Source organism: Paenibacillus sp. RRE4 (assembly GCF_031844205.1).
GTDB classification, from domain to species: domain Bacteria; phylum Bacillota; class Bacilli; order Paenibacillales; family Paenibacillaceae; genus Paenibacillus; species Paenibacillus xylanexedens_B.
Window position 1 is genome coordinate 1 of sequence record NZ_JAUZUT010000005.1, and the last position, 20,963, is coordinate 20,963.

At 48.2% G+C, this 20,963-nt stretch carries 18 protein-coding genes and 1 riboswitch; of the genes, 15 read left to right on the top strand and 3 right to left on the bottom strand.

The features are described from left to right. The first annotated feature begins 174 nt into the window (after positions 1 to 174). Positions 175 to 1,173 carry a ketoacyl-ACP synthase III gene (locus Q9R46_RS21410; RefSeq protein ID WP_311281694.1) on the top strand — a complete coding sequence of 333 codons (999 nt, stop codon included), beginning with the start codon at positions 175 to 177 and terminating at the stop codon, positions 1,171 to 1,173. A 135-nt stretch (positions 1,174 to 1,308) separates the two neighbouring features. On the opposite strand, the gene Q9R46_RS21415 is transcribed toward Q9R46_RS21410, so the two are convergent. Next, complete coding sequence (locus Q9R46_RS21415; protein WP_311281695.1) at positions 1,309 to 2,577, bottom strand: S-layer homology domain-containing protein; 1,269 nt, start codon at positions 2,575 to 2,577, stop codon at positions 1,309 to 1,311. A gap of 180 nt (positions 2,578 to 2,757) precedes the next feature. Then, the gene (locus Q9R46_RS21420; RefSeq protein ID WP_311281696.1) at positions 2,758 to 4,695 is read right to left on the bottom strand and encodes an amidase family protein; all 1,938 of its coding nucleotides are present in this window, start codon (positions 4,693 to 4,695) and stop codon (positions 2,758 to 2,760) included. A gap of 447 nt (positions 4,696 to 5,142) precedes the next feature. Between Q9R46_RS21420 and Q9R46_RS21425 the strand changes: the two genes are divergently transcribed. Next, complete coding sequence (locus Q9R46_RS21425; protein ID WP_311281697.1) at positions 5,143 to 7,272, top strand: DNA topoisomerase III; 2,130 nt, start codon at positions 5,143 to 5,145, stop codon at positions 7,270 to 7,272. Between the two features lie 90 nt (positions 7,273 to 7,362). Here Q9R46_RS21425 and Q9R46_RS21430 read toward each other — a convergent pair whose 3' ends face one another. Then, the gene (locus tag Q9R46_RS21430) at positions 7,363 to 8,535 is read right to left on the bottom strand and encodes a helix-turn-helix domain-containing protein (protein ID WP_311281698.1); all 1,173 of its coding nucleotides are present in this window, start codon (positions 8,533 to 8,535) and stop codon (positions 7,363 to 7,365) included. 133 nt (positions 8,536 to 8,668) lie between these two features. Between Q9R46_RS21430 and Q9R46_RS21435 the strand changes: the two genes are divergently transcribed. From Q9R46_RS21435 to purF, 13 genes are all read left to right on the top strand, one after another. Then, entirely contained in the window at positions 8,669 to 9,565 is an 897-nt protein-coding gene (locus tag Q9R46_RS21435) for an ROK family protein (RefSeq protein WP_311281699.1), read from the top strand. Between the two features lie 89 nt (positions 9,566 to 9,654). Then, complete coding sequence (locus Q9R46_RS21440) at positions 9,655 to 9,792, top strand: hypothetical protein (RefSeq protein WP_167375798.1); 138 nt, start codon at positions 9,655 to 9,657, stop codon at positions 9,790 to 9,792. 114 nt (positions 9,793 to 9,906) lie between these two features. Then, complete coding sequence (locus Q9R46_RS21445; RefSeq protein ID WP_090923375.1) at positions 9,907 to 10,170, top strand: DUF1294 domain-containing protein; 264 nt, start codon at positions 9,907 to 9,909, stop codon at positions 10,168 to 10,170. Between the two features lie 168 nt (positions 10,171 to 10,338). Then, positions 10,339 to 10,773, top strand: a complete 435-nt coding sequence (locus Q9R46_RS21450) for a universal stress protein (protein ID WP_145335842.1) — start codon at positions 10,339 to 10,341, stop codon at positions 10,771 to 10,773. Between the two features lie 317 nt (positions 10,774 to 11,090). Then, positions 11,091 to 11,192: riboswitch (purine riboswitch) on the top strand. Between the two features lie 156 nt (positions 11,193 to 11,348). Further along, positions 11,349 to 11,834, top strand: a complete 486-nt coding sequence (gene purE, locus Q9R46_RS21455; RefSeq protein WP_311281700.1) for a 5-(carboxyamino)imidazole ribonucleotide mutase — start codon at positions 11,349 to 11,351, stop codon at positions 11,832 to 11,834. Then, the gene (gene purK / locus Q9R46_RS21460; protein WP_311281701.1) at positions 11,831 to 13,036 is read left to right on the top strand and encodes a 5-(carboxyamino)imidazole ribonucleotide synthase; all 1,206 of its coding nucleotides are present in this window, start codon (positions 11,831 to 11,833) and stop codon (positions 13,034 to 13,036) included. The genes purE and purK overlap by 4 nt, the downstream gene beginning before the upstream one ends. Further along, complete coding sequence (gene purB / locus Q9R46_RS21465) at positions 13,033 to 14,331, top strand: adenylosuccinate lyase (protein ID WP_311281702.1); 1,299 nt, start codon at positions 13,033 to 13,035, stop codon at positions 14,329 to 14,331. The genes purK and purB overlap by 4 nt, the downstream gene beginning before the upstream one ends. A 301-nt stretch (positions 14,332 to 14,632) precedes the next feature. After that, positions 14,633 to 15,505, top strand: a complete 873-nt coding sequence (locus tag Q9R46_RS21470; RefSeq protein ID WP_311281703.1) for a phosphoribosylaminoimidazolesuccinocarboxamide synthase — start codon at positions 14,633 to 14,635, stop codon at positions 15,503 to 15,505. A 425-nt stretch (positions 15,506 to 15,930) separates the two neighbouring features. Further along, entirely contained in the window at positions 15,931 to 16,128 is a 198-nt protein-coding gene (locus Q9R46_RS21475; RefSeq protein ID WP_311281704.1) for a hypothetical protein, read from the top strand. A gap of 207 nt (positions 16,129 to 16,335) precedes the next feature. Further along, positions 16,336 to 16,581, top strand: coding sequence for a phosphoribosylformylglycinamidine synthase subunit PurS (gene purS / locus Q9R46_RS21480; RefSeq protein WP_090923368.1), 246 nt, complete (start codon positions 16,336 to 16,338; stop codon positions 16,579 to 16,581). 4 nt (positions 16,582 to 16,585) lie between these two features. Then, complete coding sequence (gene purQ / locus Q9R46_RS21485) at positions 16,586 to 17,275, top strand: phosphoribosylformylglycinamidine synthase subunit PurQ (RefSeq protein ID WP_110897837.1); 690 nt, start codon at positions 16,586 to 16,588, stop codon at positions 17,273 to 17,275. Next, entirely contained in the window at positions 17,253 to 19,496 is a 2,244-nt protein-coding gene (gene purL / locus Q9R46_RS21490) for a phosphoribosylformylglycinamidine synthase subunit PurL (protein ID WP_145335830.1), read from the top strand. The genes purQ and purL overlap by 23 nt, the downstream gene beginning before the upstream one ends. Then, the gene (gene purF / locus Q9R46_RS21495) at positions 19,481 to 20,959 is read left to right on the top strand and encodes an amidophosphoribosyltransferase (RefSeq protein WP_311281705.1); all 1,479 of its coding nucleotides are present in this window, start codon (positions 19,481 to 19,483) and stop codon (positions 20,957 to 20,959) included. Before purL ends, purF begins: the two co-directional genes overlap by 16 nt. Positions 20,960 to 20,963: the final 4 nt, after the last annotated feature.

Consider the following 20,963-nt stretch of genomic DNA (forward strand, 5'->3'; position numbering starts at 1 on the left):
ATTTTTTTATATACTTACGCTGGTTAATTGTCGAACAGTCCAAGAAATTGGACTGTTTTTTTGTATTGTCAGCGTTCTCGTTAATAAAAAGTGGTCTTCTACAAAAATAATTTAGTACCAAGTACTAAGACTTAGTGCTATAATGATAAAAAAACATTCGAGGTGATCTTAGCTATGAATCATCAATCTAAAGCAACAATAACAGCAATGGGTACGTATGTACCTGAGCGGATACTAAGCAATGCAGATTTGGAAAAAATGGTCGATACAAGTGATGAATGGATTGTACAGCGAACTGGCATGAGAGAGCGCCGGATTGCAGGCAAACATGAATTTGTATCAGATCTGGCCACAAAAGCTGTGGAAGATATGGTGCGTCGTTACGAGGTGAAGATCACCGATGTAGATATGATTCTTTTTGCAACAAGTACACCCGAGTATGCTTTCCCAAGTTCGGCTTCACGAGTCCAGGCAAACCTGGGCATTCCCCATACAGGAGTGCTTGATCTGAACGCGGCTTGCGCCGGCTTCACATACGGTATGCAGCTAGCAGATAGTCTGGTAACCAGTGGGATGTATCGTAAGGTACTCGTCATCGGGGCTGAGACGTTATCCAAAATAACGGATTATACAGATCGCACAACGTGCGTGTTGTTTGGAGATGGGGCCGGTGCGTTTCTGGTAGAACGTGCTTCTGACCAGGGTGACTTTAAGTCTGTCATTTCCGGGACACAAGGAGAAGGTGGCATGCACTTATATAAAAGCGGACTTTCTACAGAGATGAATGGTCAGCCTTTGAATGCCGAGGGCAATCTGGTGCAGAACGGAAGAGAGGTCTACAAATGGGCAGTCCGCATGGTTCCGGAACAATTAGCTGAGCTTATTACGAGAGCTGAAATGTCACCTGAGCAGATCGATTGGTTTGTTCCGCACAGTGCCAATATGCGTATGATTGAAGCGATGTGTGAACGCGGTCCGATTCCACTTGAACGCACATTAACGAGTATGGAGTATCGTGGGAATACTTCTGCGGCCTCTATTCCACTTGCATTGCAGATTGCGGTGGATGAAGGGAAGCTCAGACATGGGCAGAACGTTGCACTATTTGGTTTTGGAGGCGGGCTAACGTACTCGGGTTTGGTTGTTCGATGGGGTGTGCCGGATAGAGGGTAAATAATAGCTAAAATGAATAGCTTTGAGTAAACATGATGTGAATGTAGAAACGGATGAACTAAAACTTGAATCCACAATGTGACAGAAAGAATTAAAAAGGTAGAGACTCAATAAATGAGCTATACCTTTTCTTGTCTATTCGTTTTCTTTTAAATATTGTTCATACTCGCGTTGTGAATCATCGAAATCCAATTTAGTCTCAGTAAAATCAGTCCAGTGATCTGAAGTAAAGTAGGCCAGATTTAAGTTGTTATAAACTTCGGCTTCTTCATCGGTTTCTGGTTCTCCAACGAGCTTGCCAGTCCTGCGCAGGATGGGATAGATTTCAACATAGTACGCACCATCAAAAGGGATAATGACTGGAGCATTAAGAACGTTTAAACGTTCATAGGTATAGTTGATTGATTCACCGTTTACAGTAATTGTTAGATCGACCGGTTCCTTGGCACTAATGGAAAGGTACAATGTTGAAACATCATCCGCATTAACAAGAGCGAAATCACCTGTGGTTCCAGTAGCAGATTTTTCACCCTCATGCAAAAACAAACGGGTGCCATTCGGGATCAGTTCATCTTTGGTTGGCTGATGTTTATAACCTTTTCCGCCATAAAAGTTGTAGATGCGTTGCAGAATAACTGCCGTCTCTGCTAACGTTACTTTTTGACTCGGATAAAATTTCCCTTTGGCATCGGGTTTCATGATACCTGCTTTAGAGAAGCCGAGCAAAGCATTCAGTTTGCCACCATCAATGTCGGAACTGAGATAAATACTTTTATCTTTAGATTGAATCCAACCGAATTCTGCTGTCAGTAATTGATCTGCATTAATCCATTTATCATAGGCCTCTGGTGAACTGAATTTCTTATGAGGAATGTCCTTGAATGACTTGGATTGAGCAAACATATCTTTGTACTGTCTATCTTGAACAGCTTCGGACATCTGAGGAAAGAGCACATTCAAGGTGATCATCAAATCCCATCGAGATAACAGTTTATCAGGCTGATAAGCAAAAGTATAACTAGAATAATCTACCTGATCTGCAGCAGCATTTAAACTCCAGGGATTACTCGGAATACTTCCGTACACATCTCTAAAAATAGAATAATAGGTGCTTCCTTCTGGTACGCCTGGAATTTCGATTTTTTTGTCGGGTTCAACACGGAATTCCTTGAATAAGGTATGTATCATTTGGGTTAATTCGGCTTTGGACACGGTCTGGTTTAAACGATCTGCTTCCTGTTCGTAGCTTTTCATGACACCGTGAGAGGCCATAAATTCTACAGCGGGCTTGGCCCACTTATATTTCTTGGCATTAGTAGTCGTGGCAGCGCTAACCGTTGATGTGGCCAAAAGGGAGAAACTGAGCACAGTAATAAGCAGCATATGCCATCTTGAATAGTTCATCTAAAACCTCCTGTTATTGTGTGGTTCAAACGATGTACAAGTAGTAAACTTCCTCATCATATTGTAGACGACAAATCAAGAACTGGGCAAATTGAAAATATAAATCGAAAAACACCCCGATTCACAGAATCGTGAGTGGGGTGCGCGTTTAATGAAGAATGTTCAATAAAGGGGGAAGCGTTAAGGCGTTAACTTTGGTGCTTGGCGATGGTGTGTACCTTGTTCGTAGCTGTAAGCCAGCTTGATCAGAGTGCCCTCGTCAAAGGCGCGGCCCAGGAATTCCAAGCCTACAGGCAAGCCATCCGTTGTGAAGCCAGCCGGTACAGTAATAGATGGGAAGCCGGAGAATGGGCTTAGACGATTGTTGGCACCAGAGGTTTGTCCTTTGCCGATCACGCCAGCAGCTTGTGTTGACGTAGGATAGATGATTGCATCCAAATGGTTATCCGCCATGACTTTCAGTAAGGAATCACGAGTAATTTGAGTACGCTTCAGGACGATATCTTTGTACTCTGATGTATCCAGCGTATCCCGTGCGTCCCGTGCTTTCATGGCTTGTTCTTGGGATTTATCAAATTGACCGGATGCGATGATCTCGGACAGGCTGTGATATGGTGCATTATCACCTAGAGAACCCAGATAGTCATTCAGCTGGAATTTGAACTCATAGCCACTGAGGCTAGGATATTTATTGATCTCTGCAAAGTTCGGAATGGAGATCGGTACAGCGGTAGCACCGAGTGATTTCAGTTCTTCAACAGCGGCGTTGATAACGTCGGCAACCGCTTTTTCCTCCGCTTTGGTGCTTGGGATGAGTTCAGGGGCTACACCGATTCGAGCACCCTTCAGTCCGTTCGCGTCCAGGAAGTCTGTGTAACTGGAAGGGATTTTGCCTACCGCGTAAGCCGTGGCGACATCCTTTTTATCATAACCAACGGTAGCATCCAGCATAATCGCCGCATCACTTACGGTACGTGCCATCGGCCCACCAACGTCTTGTGTCAGTGCTAGTGGGATGATGCCTTCCCGACTGGAGAGGCCAATGGTTGGACGAATACCCACAAGGCTGTTAAAGCTGGACGGTATGCGGATGGAGCCACCTGTATCGGTGCCCATACCTGCTGCAGCAAAGTTCGCGGCAATGGCCGCACCCGTTCCACCGCTCGAACCACCTGGATAATGATCAAGGGCGTACGGATTAAGCGTTTGTCCTCCCAGCGAGCTTGATGTTGTAATGCCAAAAGCGAACTCATGCAGGTTGGTTTTGCCCAAAATAATGGCTCCCGCTGCTTTCAGCTTCTTCACTTGCTCTGCATCATGGGCCGGAATAGAATCCTTCAGACAGATACAACCAGCCGTGGTTGGCATGTCTTTGGTATCAAAGTTATCCTTCACCAGGATCGGGATACCATGAAGCGGGCCGCGAGGTCCCTGAGCTTCGCGCTCTTCATCGAGTTGCTCTGCGATTTTAAGCGCATCCGGGTTCAGATTCAGGACAGCATTGATGCTGACACCTTGATCATCGTATTTCGCGATACGATCCAGATAATGTTGTACGAGCTCTTTGGATGTCAGTTTACCTTGTGCCATGGCATTCTGCATATCCATGATCGTGGCTTCTTCAAGCACAAACGGTTTTATGTAGGTATAGATGCGGTCTTTCAAAATAGAGACGTCGCTCGCTGTAAGTACAGCGTTCGGTAAGAAAAGAGAGTCCGTGTAGCCTTTCATGAGTCCGGCGGCATTCAGGGCACCGACGGCAATGGCATAATCGGACTGCTTCGGCACATCCTTGAAGGATGCCGGAGCGGTGTCCAGCTTGAGCCATTGCTGCAAGGCAAGTGCAGCATCTTTGCGTGATATTGTCGCACCGGAGAGCTTGTCCATGGTGAAAGGTACACCTGCAAGTGTAGCGGCTTCTTCCATGGACTGAACGAAGGTTGCGGCACTGACCGGCGCTTTCCCTGCAAGGGCAGTGACGGTGGAGGTTTGGCTTGGAGGAGTTGCGGCGGTGGCGAAAGCCGAAGGTACAGCAGTTCCTCCCCACGTTGCGGCAACCATGGTTCCCGCGAGTAATAAGGCACCGCCTTTTTTCAATACAGATCCATGATAAGTCATGCATCCACGCTCCCTTCCTGTGTCTAAGATGATGTGTGTGTTTTAGCAATCTTTGTATAAATACTTTTGCACATCTTACATTGGTGTTAAGTAATCTGACAAAGATTGAATCGATTCAAAAAAACGTATACAAATCGCTTTTTTATAGTAAAATCAATCATTTACTCTATGTTTCTTTAAAATAAAGGTTGTGCATATCTTGATAGAAATTAAATTCCACACAAATAAGTTACATACATATTACATATTGGGTTGGTATTGGGATAACAAATATTGCTTATTGCTCTCAAAAGAGATCCGTTTAACACACCGCCTGGAATCCACATTTGTCGAAAACATGATTCTGATTGAGATGATATAATGTAAAGATGAGAAGGTAGGAAGACAAGGAAGACAGATCCGTTGTCGCCGATCATTAGCGTCTGGAAAGAAAGGAAGAGATACGAAGTGAAGACATTGGTACTCGCAGAGAAGCCATCTGTAGCCCGGGAGATTGCAAGGGTGATGGGCGCGCGTGATAAACATAAAAGTTATATGGAAGGTCCGAAATACATTGTAACGTGGGCCTTGGGACATTTGGTGGGTTTGGCTGAGCCTGAGGATTATGACAAAAAGTACGCGACGTGGAATCTGGAGGATCTGCCGATTCTGCCAGAGCGAACCAAGCTGAAGGTGCTCCGGGAAACGAATCACCAGTATAAAGCTGTGCAGCAGCTGATGAAACGTCAGGATGTAGGTGAGCTTATCATCGCAACCGATGCGGCCCGTGAAGGAGAACTGCTTGCACGATGGATTATGCAGATGGCGCAGTGGAAAAAGCCGTTCAAACGACTGTGGATTTCATCCCAAACGGACAAAGCGATCAAGGACGGATTTGCTTCGCTGAAGCCGGGAAGTCAATTTGACCGTCTCTACGAATCCGCACGTTGCCGTGCAGAAGCGGACTGGATGATTGGTCTTAATGTGACACGTGCGTTAACCGTACGGTTCAATGCTCAATTGTCCGCTGGACGTGTACAGACGCCAACCCTGGGTATGATCATGGATCGGGAAAATGAAATTAACGGCTTCCGTTCACAGGAATATGAGACGTTAACTGCGGACTTTGGAGATTTTCAGGCGGTTTGGCGTGCATCTGGCGGGGATTCAAGAGTTTTCGACAAACAGGATATGCAGCAATTGAAAGCACGAGTAGAAGGGCGGAAAGGCTCGATTGCCCAGGTGAAAAAAAGTGAGAAGGTCGAGCCGCATCCGCTGGCTTATGACCTTACGGAACTGCAACGGGATGCGAACCGTAAACACGGTTTCTCCGCTAAACAGACCTCTAACGTACTCCAGCGTCTGTATGAGCAGCATAAGCTTGTTACCTATCCGCGGACAGATAGCCGTTATCTGACTTCCGACATGACGGGAACGTTAAAAGAACGACTCGAGAGTGTAGCTGTTGGCCCTTATGCATCACTTGCACGCCCTTTACTGCGCAAAAATCTGAATATCACGAAACGGATTGTTGATGATAGCAAGGTCACCGATCACCATGCCATTATTCCAACCGAGCAGACGGTGCTCTTAAATCAACTCAGCCCGGAGGAACGTAAGTTATACGATCTGATTGTTCGCCGTTTCATCAGTCTGTTCTATCCGGCAGCAAGGTATGATTCAGTAGCTGTTACGGTACAGATAGGTAAGGATTCCTTCCACGTGAAAGGCACAACGGTCAAGGATAGTGGCTGGCGTGAAGTATACGGCGGGGATTACACGGATGAAGAAGATGAGCGTTCGGATGATACAGGTGAACATGATCGTGCTTTGTTGCCAGACTTGCAACAGGGGCAGGCGGTGACACTTCAGCGTTGCCACATCAAAAGTGGGCGTACGATGCCGCCGAAGAGGTATACGGAAGCAGGATTGCTCTCCCAGATGGAGAAGCACGGACTGGGCACACCTGCGACACGTGCAGATATCATTGAGAAACTGGTCAGCTCGGATACAATTGATCGTCAAGGGAACAGTCTGCATCCAACTGGCAAAGGCAAACAGTTGATTGAGCTTGCCGCCCCGCAATTGCGCACACCTGAACTGACAGCTCGTTGGGAGGCTGAATTGGAGCGCATAGCACGTGGACAGGGGAAACCAGGGCCGTTCCTGGACGGGATTCGTTCTATGGCGAAGGAACTTGTATCCACCGTTAAAAGCAGTAAAGCCGAGTACAAACCGCATAATGTAACCAACAGCCACTGCCCGGACTGTAATGCCAAGTTGCTTGAGAAAAAGGGGAAACGTGGCAAGTTTCTCGTATGTCCTACAGAGGACTGTGGTTATCGCCGCTCCAATGAGAAGCGGTTGTCGAACCGCCGCTGCGCGCAGTGCCATAAAAAGATGGAGATTAAGGAAGGCAAAGCTGGACTGTATGTACAGTGTCTGCCATGCGGAATCACCGAAACGCTGGATAAAGACAAGCAGCATGTGAACAAACGTGAGCAACAAAAGCTGGTGAAGCAATACGCGAAGCAGGAATCCATCGGCTCCAACCTGGGAGATTTACTCAAGGCCGCTATGGAGAAACAAGGAAAATAGGAATGCTGCAAAGATAACATAAGGTGAGAGAATAAGTGTTAAACGATCTCGGACTATTTAAATGGGGCGACCAGATTCAGGTCCTCATGTTCAAGAAGGCTTGACCACAAATCGATTACGATATTCTTTTGGTGTGAAACCCGTATGTTTTCGAAACACTTTGATGAAGTAACTCTGATCGTGAAAGTTAAGCAACGTATGAATCTCACTCAGGCGATAGTCTGAGAAAACGATCAGATTTTTGGCTTCTTCAATCCGTTGCCTTTGTATAAAAATGCGAAGCGCCTCTCCAGTCTCTTCCTTGAATTTACGGGAAAGATAGGAGGGGCTTATTTGCAGATGCTTGGATATTAAGGAGAGACTTAAGTCATCGTATAAGTGATTGAATATATATTCCTGACATAACAGAATGTCTTTGGAGTTATGAGCCCGATGGACTTTGGCTACACGTTCGGTAAAGTCACCTAGGATTTTATGCAGAATCGGGTGAATCGAATCAATCCGGGTCAGCTTCTCAATATGTTGGATATAGGTATCGCTAAGCGTAAGCGCCGACTCCGAATACAACCCCCCATCAATTGCAGCGCGGGTTCCGAGTGTAATGGCTGCGATGATCAAATTCTTTTTGCTCCGTAAACTATCCTGTTGCGATAATGTGCCGTAGACCCCGTTCAACTCCATATGCTGTTTGAGGTACAAAAGCATGTTATGTTTGTTCCCCAGACGAACCTGATCAAATACCTTTTTCTCCGAAAGGTAGGATTTATGAAACAATCTCCGCTCTCTCTGTTCCAGAAGAGACAGTTCAAGTACACCTTCCGTAGGGCTATTTATAACATGTTTGTTATCCTCAAGTACTTGATGTTGATCCAATATTTCATGATGTAAAAGGTAATGGGCCATAATTGCCACACTCAGCAGTTGATGGAGATCATTGGGTTCAATGAATGTAGTAGTATTCAGTTGTTGCTCCCATGAAAATGGAACATGCTCAACATATGACTGTGCGTTGGGCCAGAGAACAAGCAGACCTTGCCCTTCAGGAATAGAGACTGGCATCAGGATCATTTTATCCATTTGTGTATTGTAGTCGATGATCTGAATTTTTAGATGGATCGGGACGGAGAGAAGCAGGTTCGCAAGTTCCGGGCTAAAAGAAGGGTGACGATCCAAACCACGCATAAGGTAGAACGCGGGAACCCGGGAAGTCTCATATATCGTTTGTAAGATCCATTGAAGTTTGGTTTCGGTTATCGTTGGCACTGAATGCTCCTTCTCCCTAAAGATCATAATTTAATACCATTAATCGCAAATGAATACCATCAATATAAATGGAAACGCTCTATATTTCAATTATGATGGTGATGAATGATAGGCAGATCAGGAGGCTGACAGAATGTATCTAGTTATTGATATTGGTGGAACGTTTATTAAATACGGAATCATGAGCGAAAACGGAGAGCTGTTGTCGAAGGGAAAACGTGGCGTTGGTCGGAGTGGCTTGCAGGAACTTCAGGATGCTCTTTATGCCATCGTGGATGCACAAGACTTGTCACAGATTCGGGGCATTGCCTTGAGTTGTCCAGGAACAATCGATGTGGAGACAGGAATGGTGTATCACGGCGGTTCTTTTCCATTTTTGCATGAGGTGAATTTAGCCAAGCTTCTTGAAGACAGATATGCGATCCATGTGTCCATTGAAAATGACGGGAAGTGCGCAGCGCTTGCTGAACTATGGCTCGGCAGTGTCAAAGATACCAAGGATTCCGTCGTTATGGTGCTGGGCAGCGGCATCGCGGGAGGAATCATCATGGACGGTAAACTGCAGCGTGGCAAAAACTTGTCAGCCGGAGAGGTTAGTTATGTGATGAGCCGGATTGATCCGGTAACGAAGGAAGCGGCCTATTTTGGACTGGAGAGCTCGGCTGTAGAGATGGTCAGACAGATTGGTGAGTTAAAAGGGCTGGATGACCCTGCCGATGGTGAGGCCGTGTTTGAATTTATTAATCAGCGAGATGCGGAGGCGTGCGGAGTATTTGACACCTTTTGCACACAAATTGCGGTTCAGATCATGAATCTGCAATACATTCTCGACCCTGAAGTGTTTGCCATCGGAGGAGGCATTAGTGCACAGCCTGTTGTGCTGGAACGAATCCAATGGGCAATTGGTGAACTTAAGCGAATTAACCCTTTGCATAAGGCGAGCCCGAAGATCACAGCCTGTACGTTTGGAAACGATGCAAACCTGTACGGAGCGTTATATCATTTTCTAAACAGCCACAGTAACAACTAGACATGCTCCCTAAAGCCTAAAATACAGGTGCCTCCTTCGTATAAGATGATTCATTTTCAGGCAACGTAAGCGGAGGAGGTGAGCCTGAGATGCCGCATAACAAACCGGAAAAACGCAATAACCAGCAGAATAAGGATAGCATTCGGGAAGAGAATATCGCAGTGACCCCTGAGAAATCAGCCAAAAGGGTGCCTAGCCTGAACGGAATTCCGAAACAGGAATCGTAGAATTAGTTTTAATGTAAAAGAGTGCGGTTCTCTGCCCGCGTTGATCATCTGCCTGTCTTGGGATTATAATGGAGACAGGGAGATGTCCCGGGACAGGGGGACCGCTAAACGCATATGCATACCGGACTTATCGTATGGTTTATCTTTATTAATGTTGTCGCATATCTGGTCATGTCAGACGACAAGAGACGTGCACAGCAGCGGCGGGATCGCACGCCCGAGCGAACGTTGTTTTTACTAGCCTTTATCGGTGGTGCGTTAGGCGTCTGGATTGCGATGTATAGGAAAAGGCATAAAACGAAACATCCCAGCTTTACGATTGGCATCCCGTTGCTCGTATTTCTGAATGCAGTGATGTATGGTTACTTTTTGCAGTGATTGTATAGGGATGAATGAATTTATTATGTAAATTGTTTCTTATTAAGTGGTTCATTTTAACCTGTGAAGGTTTAAGAAGTTACATGGTTCCAGGCTCTGTAAGGGATTGAGATGTCAGACCGAGGCTTGCTTCGGGTTCTACATATATAAGGAAGGGACGGGATTTACATGTTATTTTCCAAAATCTTAGTAGCTTATGATGGGTCAAAAGCTTCAAATAAAGCACTGGATCGTGCAATCGAGTTTGCCAAGGCATCGCCGGGGGCTGTGCTCGATGTCATTCATGCATTTGATTTTCCGCGCGTATTTATCGGGGAGGGGCTTGCGCCGCTTCCGGCTTCACTGAATAACGATTACTACAATCTGGCTGTGCAAACGACCGATGAAGCGAAAGAGCGAATTCAAGCTGCCGGTGTTACGGCCAATGTGGATTTGATCCAAGGAGCTGCAGCCGAAGTGTTGCTGGACTATGCCAAAGAAAACGGCTCGGATATCATTATTATTGGTTCCCGCGGTTTAGGCGGAATCCGTGAATTCGTGCTGGGCAGTGTCAGCCACAATGTAGTACAGCATGCTCAAATTCCTGTATTGATCGTAAAATGATGTTGAAATAAGAGGGAGGGTGTACTTCGTGCTCCTTTCCCGTGTGAACAAGCCGGTTGTCTTCGAGAAATTGAAGAGTAGCCGGCTTTCTTTATTTTATTTTGAAGCAACAGGATGGGGTATTTCAAGCGAATTTGGAGTTTATTGGTTAACACTTCACTAATTCCCGAACATTAGATTTGTCAATATGTTAAATGTTCGTCTTTAAGTTGACATACGCTGTAGGGGATTGTTAGAATGTTAGATGTGTCGATCAGGTTAAAATAAGGTCGAGTAGGAACGAAAGCTGTATGATTGTGGAACATGGTAAACGAAGATGTAACGAATAGATATTTGCTCGTATAACGCCGGGAATAGGGCCCGGAAGTATCTACCCGGAAACCGTAAATTTCCGGACTACGAGGAGATACGGCTGAGAGTCGCATGGTTGATTGCGGACAGCAAGCCCCTTTTGGCATGCCCAAATGAGGGATACGTATTTCTTGGAGTCCGGTGTCCGGAGAAAATGTAATATTTTCGCGGGTAGCGGACTTTTTCGTTTTTTTAAAATGCTCAGATGGGAGTGGGATGTATTCATGTCAGTGCAAGTTGCTGTAATTATGGGCAGTAAGTCTGATTGGGAAACGATGAAACATGCGTGCGAGGTGCTGGACGAGCTTGGGATTGGTTATGAAAAAAAGGTCGTCTCCGCGCATCGTACACCGGATTTGATGTTTGAATATGCAGAGCAGGCGATCGACCGCGGATTCAAGGTCATTATCGCTGGTGCAGGCGGAGCGGCTCATCTTCCAGGTATGGTGGCATCCAAAACGATGCTTCCCGTCATCGGTGTTCCGGTTCAATCCAAAGCATTGAACGGTCTCGATTCCTTGCTGTCCATTGTGCAGATGCCTGGCGGCATCCCGGTAGCGACGGTTGCGATTGGCAAAGCGGGTGCGACAAATGCAGGCTTGCTTGCGGCGCAGATCATTGGCGCATTTGACCCGGAGGTACAGCGTCGCTCCGAAGCTCGCAGAGAACGGATTAAACAAGAAGTACTCGAAAGCAGTGATGAGCTATGAGTAATGAGGCAACCAGACAGAATAAGGGAACAGGGCAGGGACAGCCCGTCTTATTACCTGGACATACAACAATCGGTATTCTTGGCGGCGGACAACTCGGACGGATGATGACGCTAGCCGGAACAGCGATGGGATATCGATTCGTGACGCTTGATCCAGCACCGGATTCACCTTGTGGCCAGATTGCGAAGCAGATTGAAGCCGGATACGATGATGTACAGGCAGCAAGAGAACTCGCGCAACAATGCGATGTGATCACGTATGAATTCGAGAATGTGGATGCAGAAGTGGCGGCTTTGCTAGAGCGTGAGTCGTATGTACCGCAAGGGAGTTCCCTTTTATACACAACCCAGCATCGCTTGCGTGAGAAACGTGCGATTGAAGCGGCTGGGGTAAGAGTTGCTCCATACCGCGAGATTACCAGTTTGGATACGATGAATGCTGCGGTGAGTGAATTAGGCGTTCCATGTGTACTGAAAACAGTGACTGGCGGATATGACGGCAAAGGTCAGCGGGTGATCCGGGTTGCAGCGGAAGCTGAAGAGGCGTATCAAGAGCTTGCATCGACAGGAGCAGAGCTGGTGCTGGAGCAATTTATCAAGTTTGAATGCGAAATTTCGGTCGTTGTTGCTCGTAGCACGAATGGAGAGATCAAAACGTTCCCGCCTGCGGAGAACATTCATGTGAATAACATTTTGCATGCTTCCATCGTACCTGCGCGAGTGGCCACAGAAATTCAACTGGAAGCACAGAAACTGGCCGCTGCAGTTGCCGAATCCCTCAAAGCTGTCGGATTGCTGGCGGTGGAACTGTTTGTAGCCGCTGACGGCAGACTGTATGTGAACGAGCTGGCTCCAAGGCCGCATAATTCCGGACACTACACGATGGAGGCCTGTTCCACATCACAGTTTGAACAACATATTCGTGCCATTTGCGGATTGCCGCTGGGGGATACAACGCTGTTAAGTCCCGTCGTTATGGTCAATGTGCTTGGTGAGCATCTGGAAGGAATCATCGCAAGAACAGGGCAACCTGATGAAGAGGCGATGGAACTCGGTGTTATCCCCAAGCTTCATATATATGGAAAGAGCGAAGCGAAGACAGGACGGAAGATGGGGCATGTAAACCTGCTCTGTCAGGATGTCGAAGAAGGATTGCAATGGATCGAACAAACTAATCTATGGAGGCATACAAATTCATGATTGAACGTTATAGCAGACCCGAAATGAGAGCCATCTGGACAGAAGAGAACAAATTCCAATCGTGGCTGGAAGTTGAAATTTGTGCATGCGAAGCATGGGCTGAGCTTGGAGTTATCCCGAAGGAAGAAGCAGCTTTGCTTCGCCAGAACGCTTCTTTTGACATTGATCGGATCTATGAGATCGAAAAGGAAACACGCCATGACGTTATTGCGTTCACACGTACAGTATCCGAGAGTCTGGGTGCAGAGCGGAAATGGGTTCACTACGGTTTGACTTCCACGGACGTGGTGGATACGGCACTGGGATATGTACTGCGTCAAGCGAACGAAATTTTGGAAAAAGACATCATTAATTTCATCGAAATTTTGCGTGAAAAAGCACTGACATATCAGCATACGCCAATGATGGGACGTACGCATGGTGTACATGCAGAGCCAACAACTTTCGGATTGAAAATGGCGTTGTGGCATGAAGAGATGAAGCGTAACCTGGAGCGTTTCCGCCATGCAGCGGATGGCGTACAGTTCGGTAAAATCTCCGGAGCTGTTGGAACGTATGCCAACATCGATCCATTTGTTGAAGAGTTTGTCTGCAAGAAGCTTGGCACGAAACCTGCGCCAATATCTACGCAAACGTTGCAACGTGACCGTCACGCTGAGTACATGGCAACATTGGCACTGATCGCAACTTCCCTGGACAAATTTGCTACAGAAGTACGTGCACTGCAGAAGAGTGAGTTCCGTGAAGTGGAAGAAGCCTTCGCCAAAGGTCAAAAAGGATCTTCCGCAATGCCACACAAGCGCAACCCAATCGGCAGTGAAAACATTTCTGGTCTGTCCCGTGTTATCCGCGGACACATGGTGTCTGCATACGAGAACGTAACACTGTGGCATGAGCGCGACATCTCGCACTCTTCCGTAGAACGTGTCATTCTGCCAGACGCAACGATGTTGCTGAACTACATGCTCAACCGTTTCGGTAACATTGTGAAGAACCTGACTGTGTTCCCGGAAAATATGAAACGCAACATGGAACGTACCTTCGGCGTACCTTTCTCTGGTCGTGTTATGACCAAACTGATCGACAAAGGCTTCAGCCGTGAGCAAGCGTACGATACCGTGCAGCCACGTGCGATGCAAGCATGGGAAGAACAGCGTCAATTCCAGGACATCGTGAAGTCCACACCGGAAATCACAGCCGTGCTGAACGAAGAAGAAATTGCAGATGCATTTAACCCGTCCTGGCACCTGAAACATGTCGATACCATTTTCAAAAAACTCGGCTTAAACGACTAATCAATTAATATACGCCCTTAATAAGGCTAGAGAACGAATGATGGGCTAGCAGGGAACGTAGAGGACAGAAATATTCTCCTAAAAGTATAGGTTGATTATGTGTTCACGCTGGAACGGAGAATGCAGAAAAAACCTGTAGAAGCGAAGCGTTCGCCTTTATCACCGAATTTTCCCCTTATACAATTAGATCAGAAAAATTCGGGGATAACAGCGATCGGAAGGTTCTTCTGCATTTGGAGTGGCCCCGCGTGATGAGGGGAATTGGACGTATATTTTACATCTCCTGAAAGAAGGTGACCCCATGGCACTGTCCACGGCGGCAGATCTTGTTAAAGCACCTCTGTTGTATAAAGGAAAAGTACGCGAGTTGTACGATCTGGGTGAGCATTTTCTTATTGTGGTAACGGATCGCATCTCGGCATTTGATTATGTGCTTGACCCGGCGGTTCCAGAGAAAGGCAATGTGCTGAATCAACTCAGCAGCTTCTGGTTTGAACTGACAGGTAGCATGATGGAAAACCACGTGGTTCATACCGATGTGAGTCAGCTGGGTGATCTGGTCACCGAACCTGAATTGCTCAAAAACCGCATCATGGTTACACGCAAAGCCGAGCGCATCGATATTGAATGTGTGGTGCGCGGATACATTACTGGCGGCGGCTGGAGACAGTACGAGACAACCGGAGAAGTGAATGGAATCAAACTGCCGGAAGGTCTACGCAAAAATGCCAAGCTTGAAGTGCCCATCTTCACACCGGCTGCCAAAAATGACGTTGGTCATGACGAGGACATTCCGATGGAGCGTATGAAAGAGCTTGTCGGAGACGCCCTTGCCATTGAACTTCAGGAGAAGAGCTTGCGCCTCTATGAATTCGCGCGTGATTACTGCGATCAGCGCGGTATCATTCTGGCAGACTGCAAATTCGAGTTTGGCATCGTGGACGGCAAGGTGATCCTGATTGATGAAATCTTCACCCCGGATGCCTCCCGCTTCTGGGCAAAAGAAAACTATGCTCTCGGCATTGAGATCGACAGCATGGATAAAGAGCCCGTCCGTACCTATCTGGCAGGCACCGATTGGGACAAGAACAGCAAGCCTGACCCGCTTCCGCAAGAGGTCGTGGAAGCGACAACGGCAAGATACGTCGATATTTATAAACGTTTAACGAAATAATAAAAAGTAACGTTTGAGCGCGGGCTCCGGGAAAGTTTGGCTTTCGATCGCTGTTGCCCCCGGAATGTTTGGATTCGTATCCTTTTTTCAAAAGGACACATTCCGGTTGCAAAGGCGAGCACTTCGTTTCTCCAGCTCAAATCTTTCCCTCCGCCAGTGTTCAAACTGGTGGATGAGGCAATTAAGGCAGGCTTCACTAGGTATGAAGCCTGTAAATGATGCAAAGGAAAAAACTGAAAATCATTGGTTACTAAAGGGATTTAAGACCTGTCTACGTTTGCGTGATATGGCTGGTTCTACCGTTGCGACCGAAGCGAGCGTCCCAAGGCTACCGATTTTACTACCCGCCGAGCAACGCAAAGGGTTTAGGCCTTTAAAAATAGCGCCGCAGGATCAAGCGTAGGGGTGGAGTGGTTCACTAAGGAGTGAAGCGTCCGCCTTTGTTCCCGGGTTTTGACCGCAGCGCGGGCCAAAACGAATCCAAAAAACCGGGGAACAACCCGCGGCCGGAGGAACCATCCACACCGAAGCGAGCGTCCAAGGCATCACCTGTTTTACTACCCACCGAGCAACGCAAAGGGTTTAGGCCTTTTAAAAAAATAGCGCCGCAGGATCAAGCGTAGGGGGGAATGGTTCACGAAGGAGCGAAGCGTCCGCCTTTGTTCCCGGGTTTTGACCGCAGCGCGGGCCAAAACGAATCCAAAAAACCGGGGAACAACCCGCGGCCGGAGGAACCATCCACACCGAAGCGAGCGTCCCAAGGCCACAGCACTTTTTTTAACAGCATAAAGCATTTATCCCGTTCATTACTGAGGAGGAACATACAGATCATGATCAAAGCAACCGTATATGTCACTATTAAACAAAGCGTACTCGACCCGCAAGGCGTAGCTGTTCAAGGAGCCCTGCATTCCATGGGATTCAACGAAGTGGAAAGTGTACGGATCGGTAAAGTCATGGAACTGAATCTGGATACAACAGATCGTGTGGAAGCGGAAAAACGATTGAAAGTGATGTGTGAGAAGCTGCTCGCCAACACCGTTGTTGAAGATTACCGCTACGAATTGGAGGGTTAATCTCATGAAATTTGCAGTTCTTGTGTTCCCTGGCTCCAACTGCGACATCGACTGTTACAAAGCAGTAGAGGATGCGATTGGACAAGAGGTTGATTATGTATGGCATACGGCTACGGACTTGTCCGCGTATGATTGCATTCTGGTTCCCGGTGGATTCTCGTACGGAGACTACTTGCGTTGCGGAGCAATTTCCCGTTTCGCACCGGTAATGAACGAAGTGGCTAAAGCTGCAGAGCAAGGCAAATATGTACTGGGTATCTGTAACGGATTCCAGATCCTGACGGAAGCAGGTCTGCTCCCGGGAGCGTTGATCCGTAACACGTCGCTGAAATTCCGCTGTCATGACACGGTATTGAAAGTGGCTAACGCAGACACGCCATTCACACGTGACTACGCACCGGGCGAAGAGATTATCATTCCTATCGCTCACGGTGAGGGCAACTATTACTGTGACGAAGCAACCCTGGCAAGCTTGCAAGCGAACAATCAAATTGTATTCACATATGGCAACAACCCGAATGGTTCCCTGGGTGATATCGCAGGGGTTTGCAACGAGGCGGGCAACGTAGTGGGCATGATGCCGCATCCAGAGCGTGCAGTGGATTCACTGTTTGGTTCGGAAGACGGCAAACGGATGTTTACATCAATTTTGAAAGCATGGAGGGATCGGCATGACGCAGCAGCTATCCGCTAAGGAGCCAACAGCAGAACAGGTCGCAGAACATAAACTTTACGCACAGATGGGCGTGTCTGACAGCGAGTATGAGCTGATCTGTGAGTTTATGGGCCGCAAGCCAAACTACACGGAAATTGGTGTATTCAGCGTTATGTGGTCTGAGCACTGCGCATACAAAAACTCCAAGCCACTCTTGCGTCGTTTCCCGACAAGTGGTCCGCGTGTCCTGATGGGACCGGGTGAAGGTGCCGGAATCGTGGATATCGGTGACAACCAAGCCGTTGTTTTCAAAATTGAAAGCCATAACCACCCTTCCGCGGTAGAACCTTATCAAGGGGCGGCAACAGGCGTAGGCGGCATTATCCGTGATATTTTCTCCATGGGTGCAAGACCGGTAGCGCTACTCAACTCCCTTCGTTTTGGTAAGCTGGAGAGCGAGCGCGTAAAATATTTGTTTGAGCATGTGGTAGCGGGTATTGCGGGATACGGTAACTGTATCGGGATTCCGACCGTTGCAGGTGAAGTGATGTTTGATGAGAGTTATGAAGGCAATCCGCTCGTGAATGCCATGTGCGTGGGTCTGATCGATCATGACAAAATCCAGCGCGGTGTAGCCAAAGGTGTAGGTAACCCGGTGTATTACGTTGGGCCACCAACGGGTCGTGACGGTATCCACGGTGCAACGTTTGCTTCCGTTGAGCTGACCGAAGAATCCGAGTCCCAGCGTACTGCCGTTCAAGTCGGTGACCCGTTCATGGAGAAGCTGGTTATGGAATCCTGTCTGGAATTGATCGATACGGGCATCGTGCTCGGTATTCAAGACATGGGTGCGGCAGGTCTGACATGCTCCAGTGCGGAGATGGCAAGTAAAGCAGGTAACGGTCTGGAGTTGTATCTGGATCAGGTGCCACAGCGTGAAGAAGGCATGACACCTTACGAGATGATGCTTTCGGAGTCTCAGGAGCGGATGCTGTTTGTCGTTGAGCCGAAGGATGAAGCGCAGGCGATGGAAATCTTTGAACGTTGGGGTGTCATCTGTGCCAAAGTCGGTAAAGTTACAGACGATGGTCGCCTGAAGCTGATCCACCATGGCGAAGTGGTTGGCGATATGCCTGTAACGGCTTTGGTTGACGAGTGTCCGGTATATGACAAGCCATCTTCCGTACCAGCTTATTATGAGGCAAGTGCTTCCATCGACACGCTTCGTTATGACGAGGTGTCGGATCTCGGCGGTGCATTGAAACAAGTGCTGGCTTCCCCGACGGTGGCGAGCAAAAAATGGGTTTACGATCAATACGACTACATGGTGCGTACAAGCACAGCCGTACGTCCAGGTTCGGATGCAGCAGTGGTGACGATTCGTGGAACGCGCAAAGGTCTTGCGATGACAACGGACTGTAACGGTCGTTACGTGTACCTTGATCCTGAGGTGGGCGGACGTATCGCCGTGAGTGAAGCAGCGCGGAATATCGTATGTTCCGGTGCGGAGCCACTGGCAATTACGGATAACCTGAACTTCGGTAACCCGGAGAAACCGGATATTTTCTGGCAGATGGAAAAAGCCGTGGACGGTATGGCGGAAGCTTGCCGTGTGCTGGATACACCAGTCATCGGTGGTAACGTGAGTTTGTACAATGAAAACGCCAAAGGCTCCATCTATCCAACGCCAGTGGTCGGTATGGTAGGTCTCGTTCATGATACGGATCATATCACGACACAAGCATTCAAATCCGAAGGAGATGTCATCATGCTCCTCGGTGAAACCAAAGCGGAACTCGGCGGTAGCGAGCTGCAATACGCCGTTCACGGCGTAACAGAAGGCCGTCCGCCTGAGCTTGACCTGAACACGGAGAAGGCGTTGCTCAGCACGGTGCTGGAAGCTATCCAATCCGGGCTTGTCCGCTCCGCGCATGACTTGTCCGAAGGTGGTCTGGCCGTTGCATTGGCAGAGTCCTGCATCAGCGGTAACGTGGGCGCACAAGTGAATGTAGAGACTGCTCTGCGTGCAGATCATGCTCTGTTCAGTGAGAGCCAATCCCGTATTTTGCTGTCGGCTTCGCCGGAGCAAGCGAGTAAGCTGGAAGCTTTCGTACGTGAACGCGGAGTGCCAGCAGCTGTGATCGGACGTGTTGAAGGAAGTAACCTGACGATTGAATTGAACGGAACATCAGCCGTGAACGAACCTGTAGGAGGTTTGGCTAAGGTCTGGGAGGATGCGATTCCATGTCTCATGAACTGATGACGGAACCGTTGTGGACAGGCGATTATTATAACGAAGGGTCCGGCAAGGAAGGACTCGACAAATTAAAGGAAGAATGCGGCGTATTCGGGGTGTATCGGCACCCTGATGCGGCTTCCCTTTCCTACTACGGTCTGCATGCACTGCAGCATCGCGGGGAAGAAAGTGCAGGTATGTGTGTAAGCGACGGCACACAATTTAACTATCACCGCGGTATGGGACTGGTGAAAGAAGTGTTCACTAAAGACCTGATGCAGACACTGACAGGTGATATCAGCATAGGCCACGTACGTTATTCCACGAGTGGGGATAGCAAGCTGACGAATGCACAGCCGCTGGTTTTTAAATATCGCGATGGTGACTTGGCCGTTGCAACGAACGGCAACATCGTAAATGCACCAACGATCCGGCGTGAGCTGGAGCAGAGCGGTTCTATTTTTCAGACGACGAGTGACACTGAAGTTATTGCTCACTTGATTGCACGTTCTTCGAAAGGTCTTGTAGAGGCGGCAAAGGACGCATTCCAGCGTATTGTCGGTGGTTATGCCTTTCTGATCATGACAAATGATAAGCTACTGGTTGCTTCTGACCCGCATGGACTTCGTCCACTGACGATGGGTAAGCTTGGGGATGCATACCTGTTCGCGTCTGAAACTTGTGCACTTGAAACCATCGGCGCAGAGCTGATTCGCGATATTGAGCCAGGGGAACTGCTTGTGCTGGATGCAGATGGCTTGCATGAGGATCGTTTTGATAATCATAAACACCGCAAGGCGCTCTGTGCGATGGAATATATTTATTTTGCTCGACCTGATAGTGATATGAACGGAGCAAACCAGCATGCTGCGCGGAAACGCATGGGCAGCCGGATGGCCATTGAATCGTTTGTGGATGCGGACTTGGTTACGGGGGTACCAGATTCCAGCATCTCGGCGGCGATTGGATACGCTGAACAGACCGGTATTCCATATGAGATGGGCATGATCAAAAATAAATACACCGGACGTACATTTATCCAGCCAAGCCAGGAGTTGCGTGAGCAGGGCGTGAAGATGAAGCTCAGCGCCGTGCGCCGTGTCGTGGAAGGCAAACGTGTAGTGATGATCGATGACTCGATCGTACGTGGGACAACATCCCGCCGGATTGTGAATATGCTGCGTGACGCAGGGGCAACGGAAGTGCATGTGCGGATTACTTCGCCGCCATTCAAGAATCCGTGCTTCTATGGTATTGATACACCGGATAGCCGTGAATTGATTGCTTCCTCTCTGTCGGTTGAAGAGATTTGCCGCGAGATCAATGCGGACTCCCTGGCGTTCCTCAGCCCGGATGGACTGATTTCTTCGATTCAAGGGGACAATCAGGATGACTACAAGGGCGGACTATGCCTGGCATGCTTCGATAATGACTATCCGACGCGTCTTGACTTCGACGGTGAAGAGAAGTTTGGCTGCAGCTGTTAGGAGG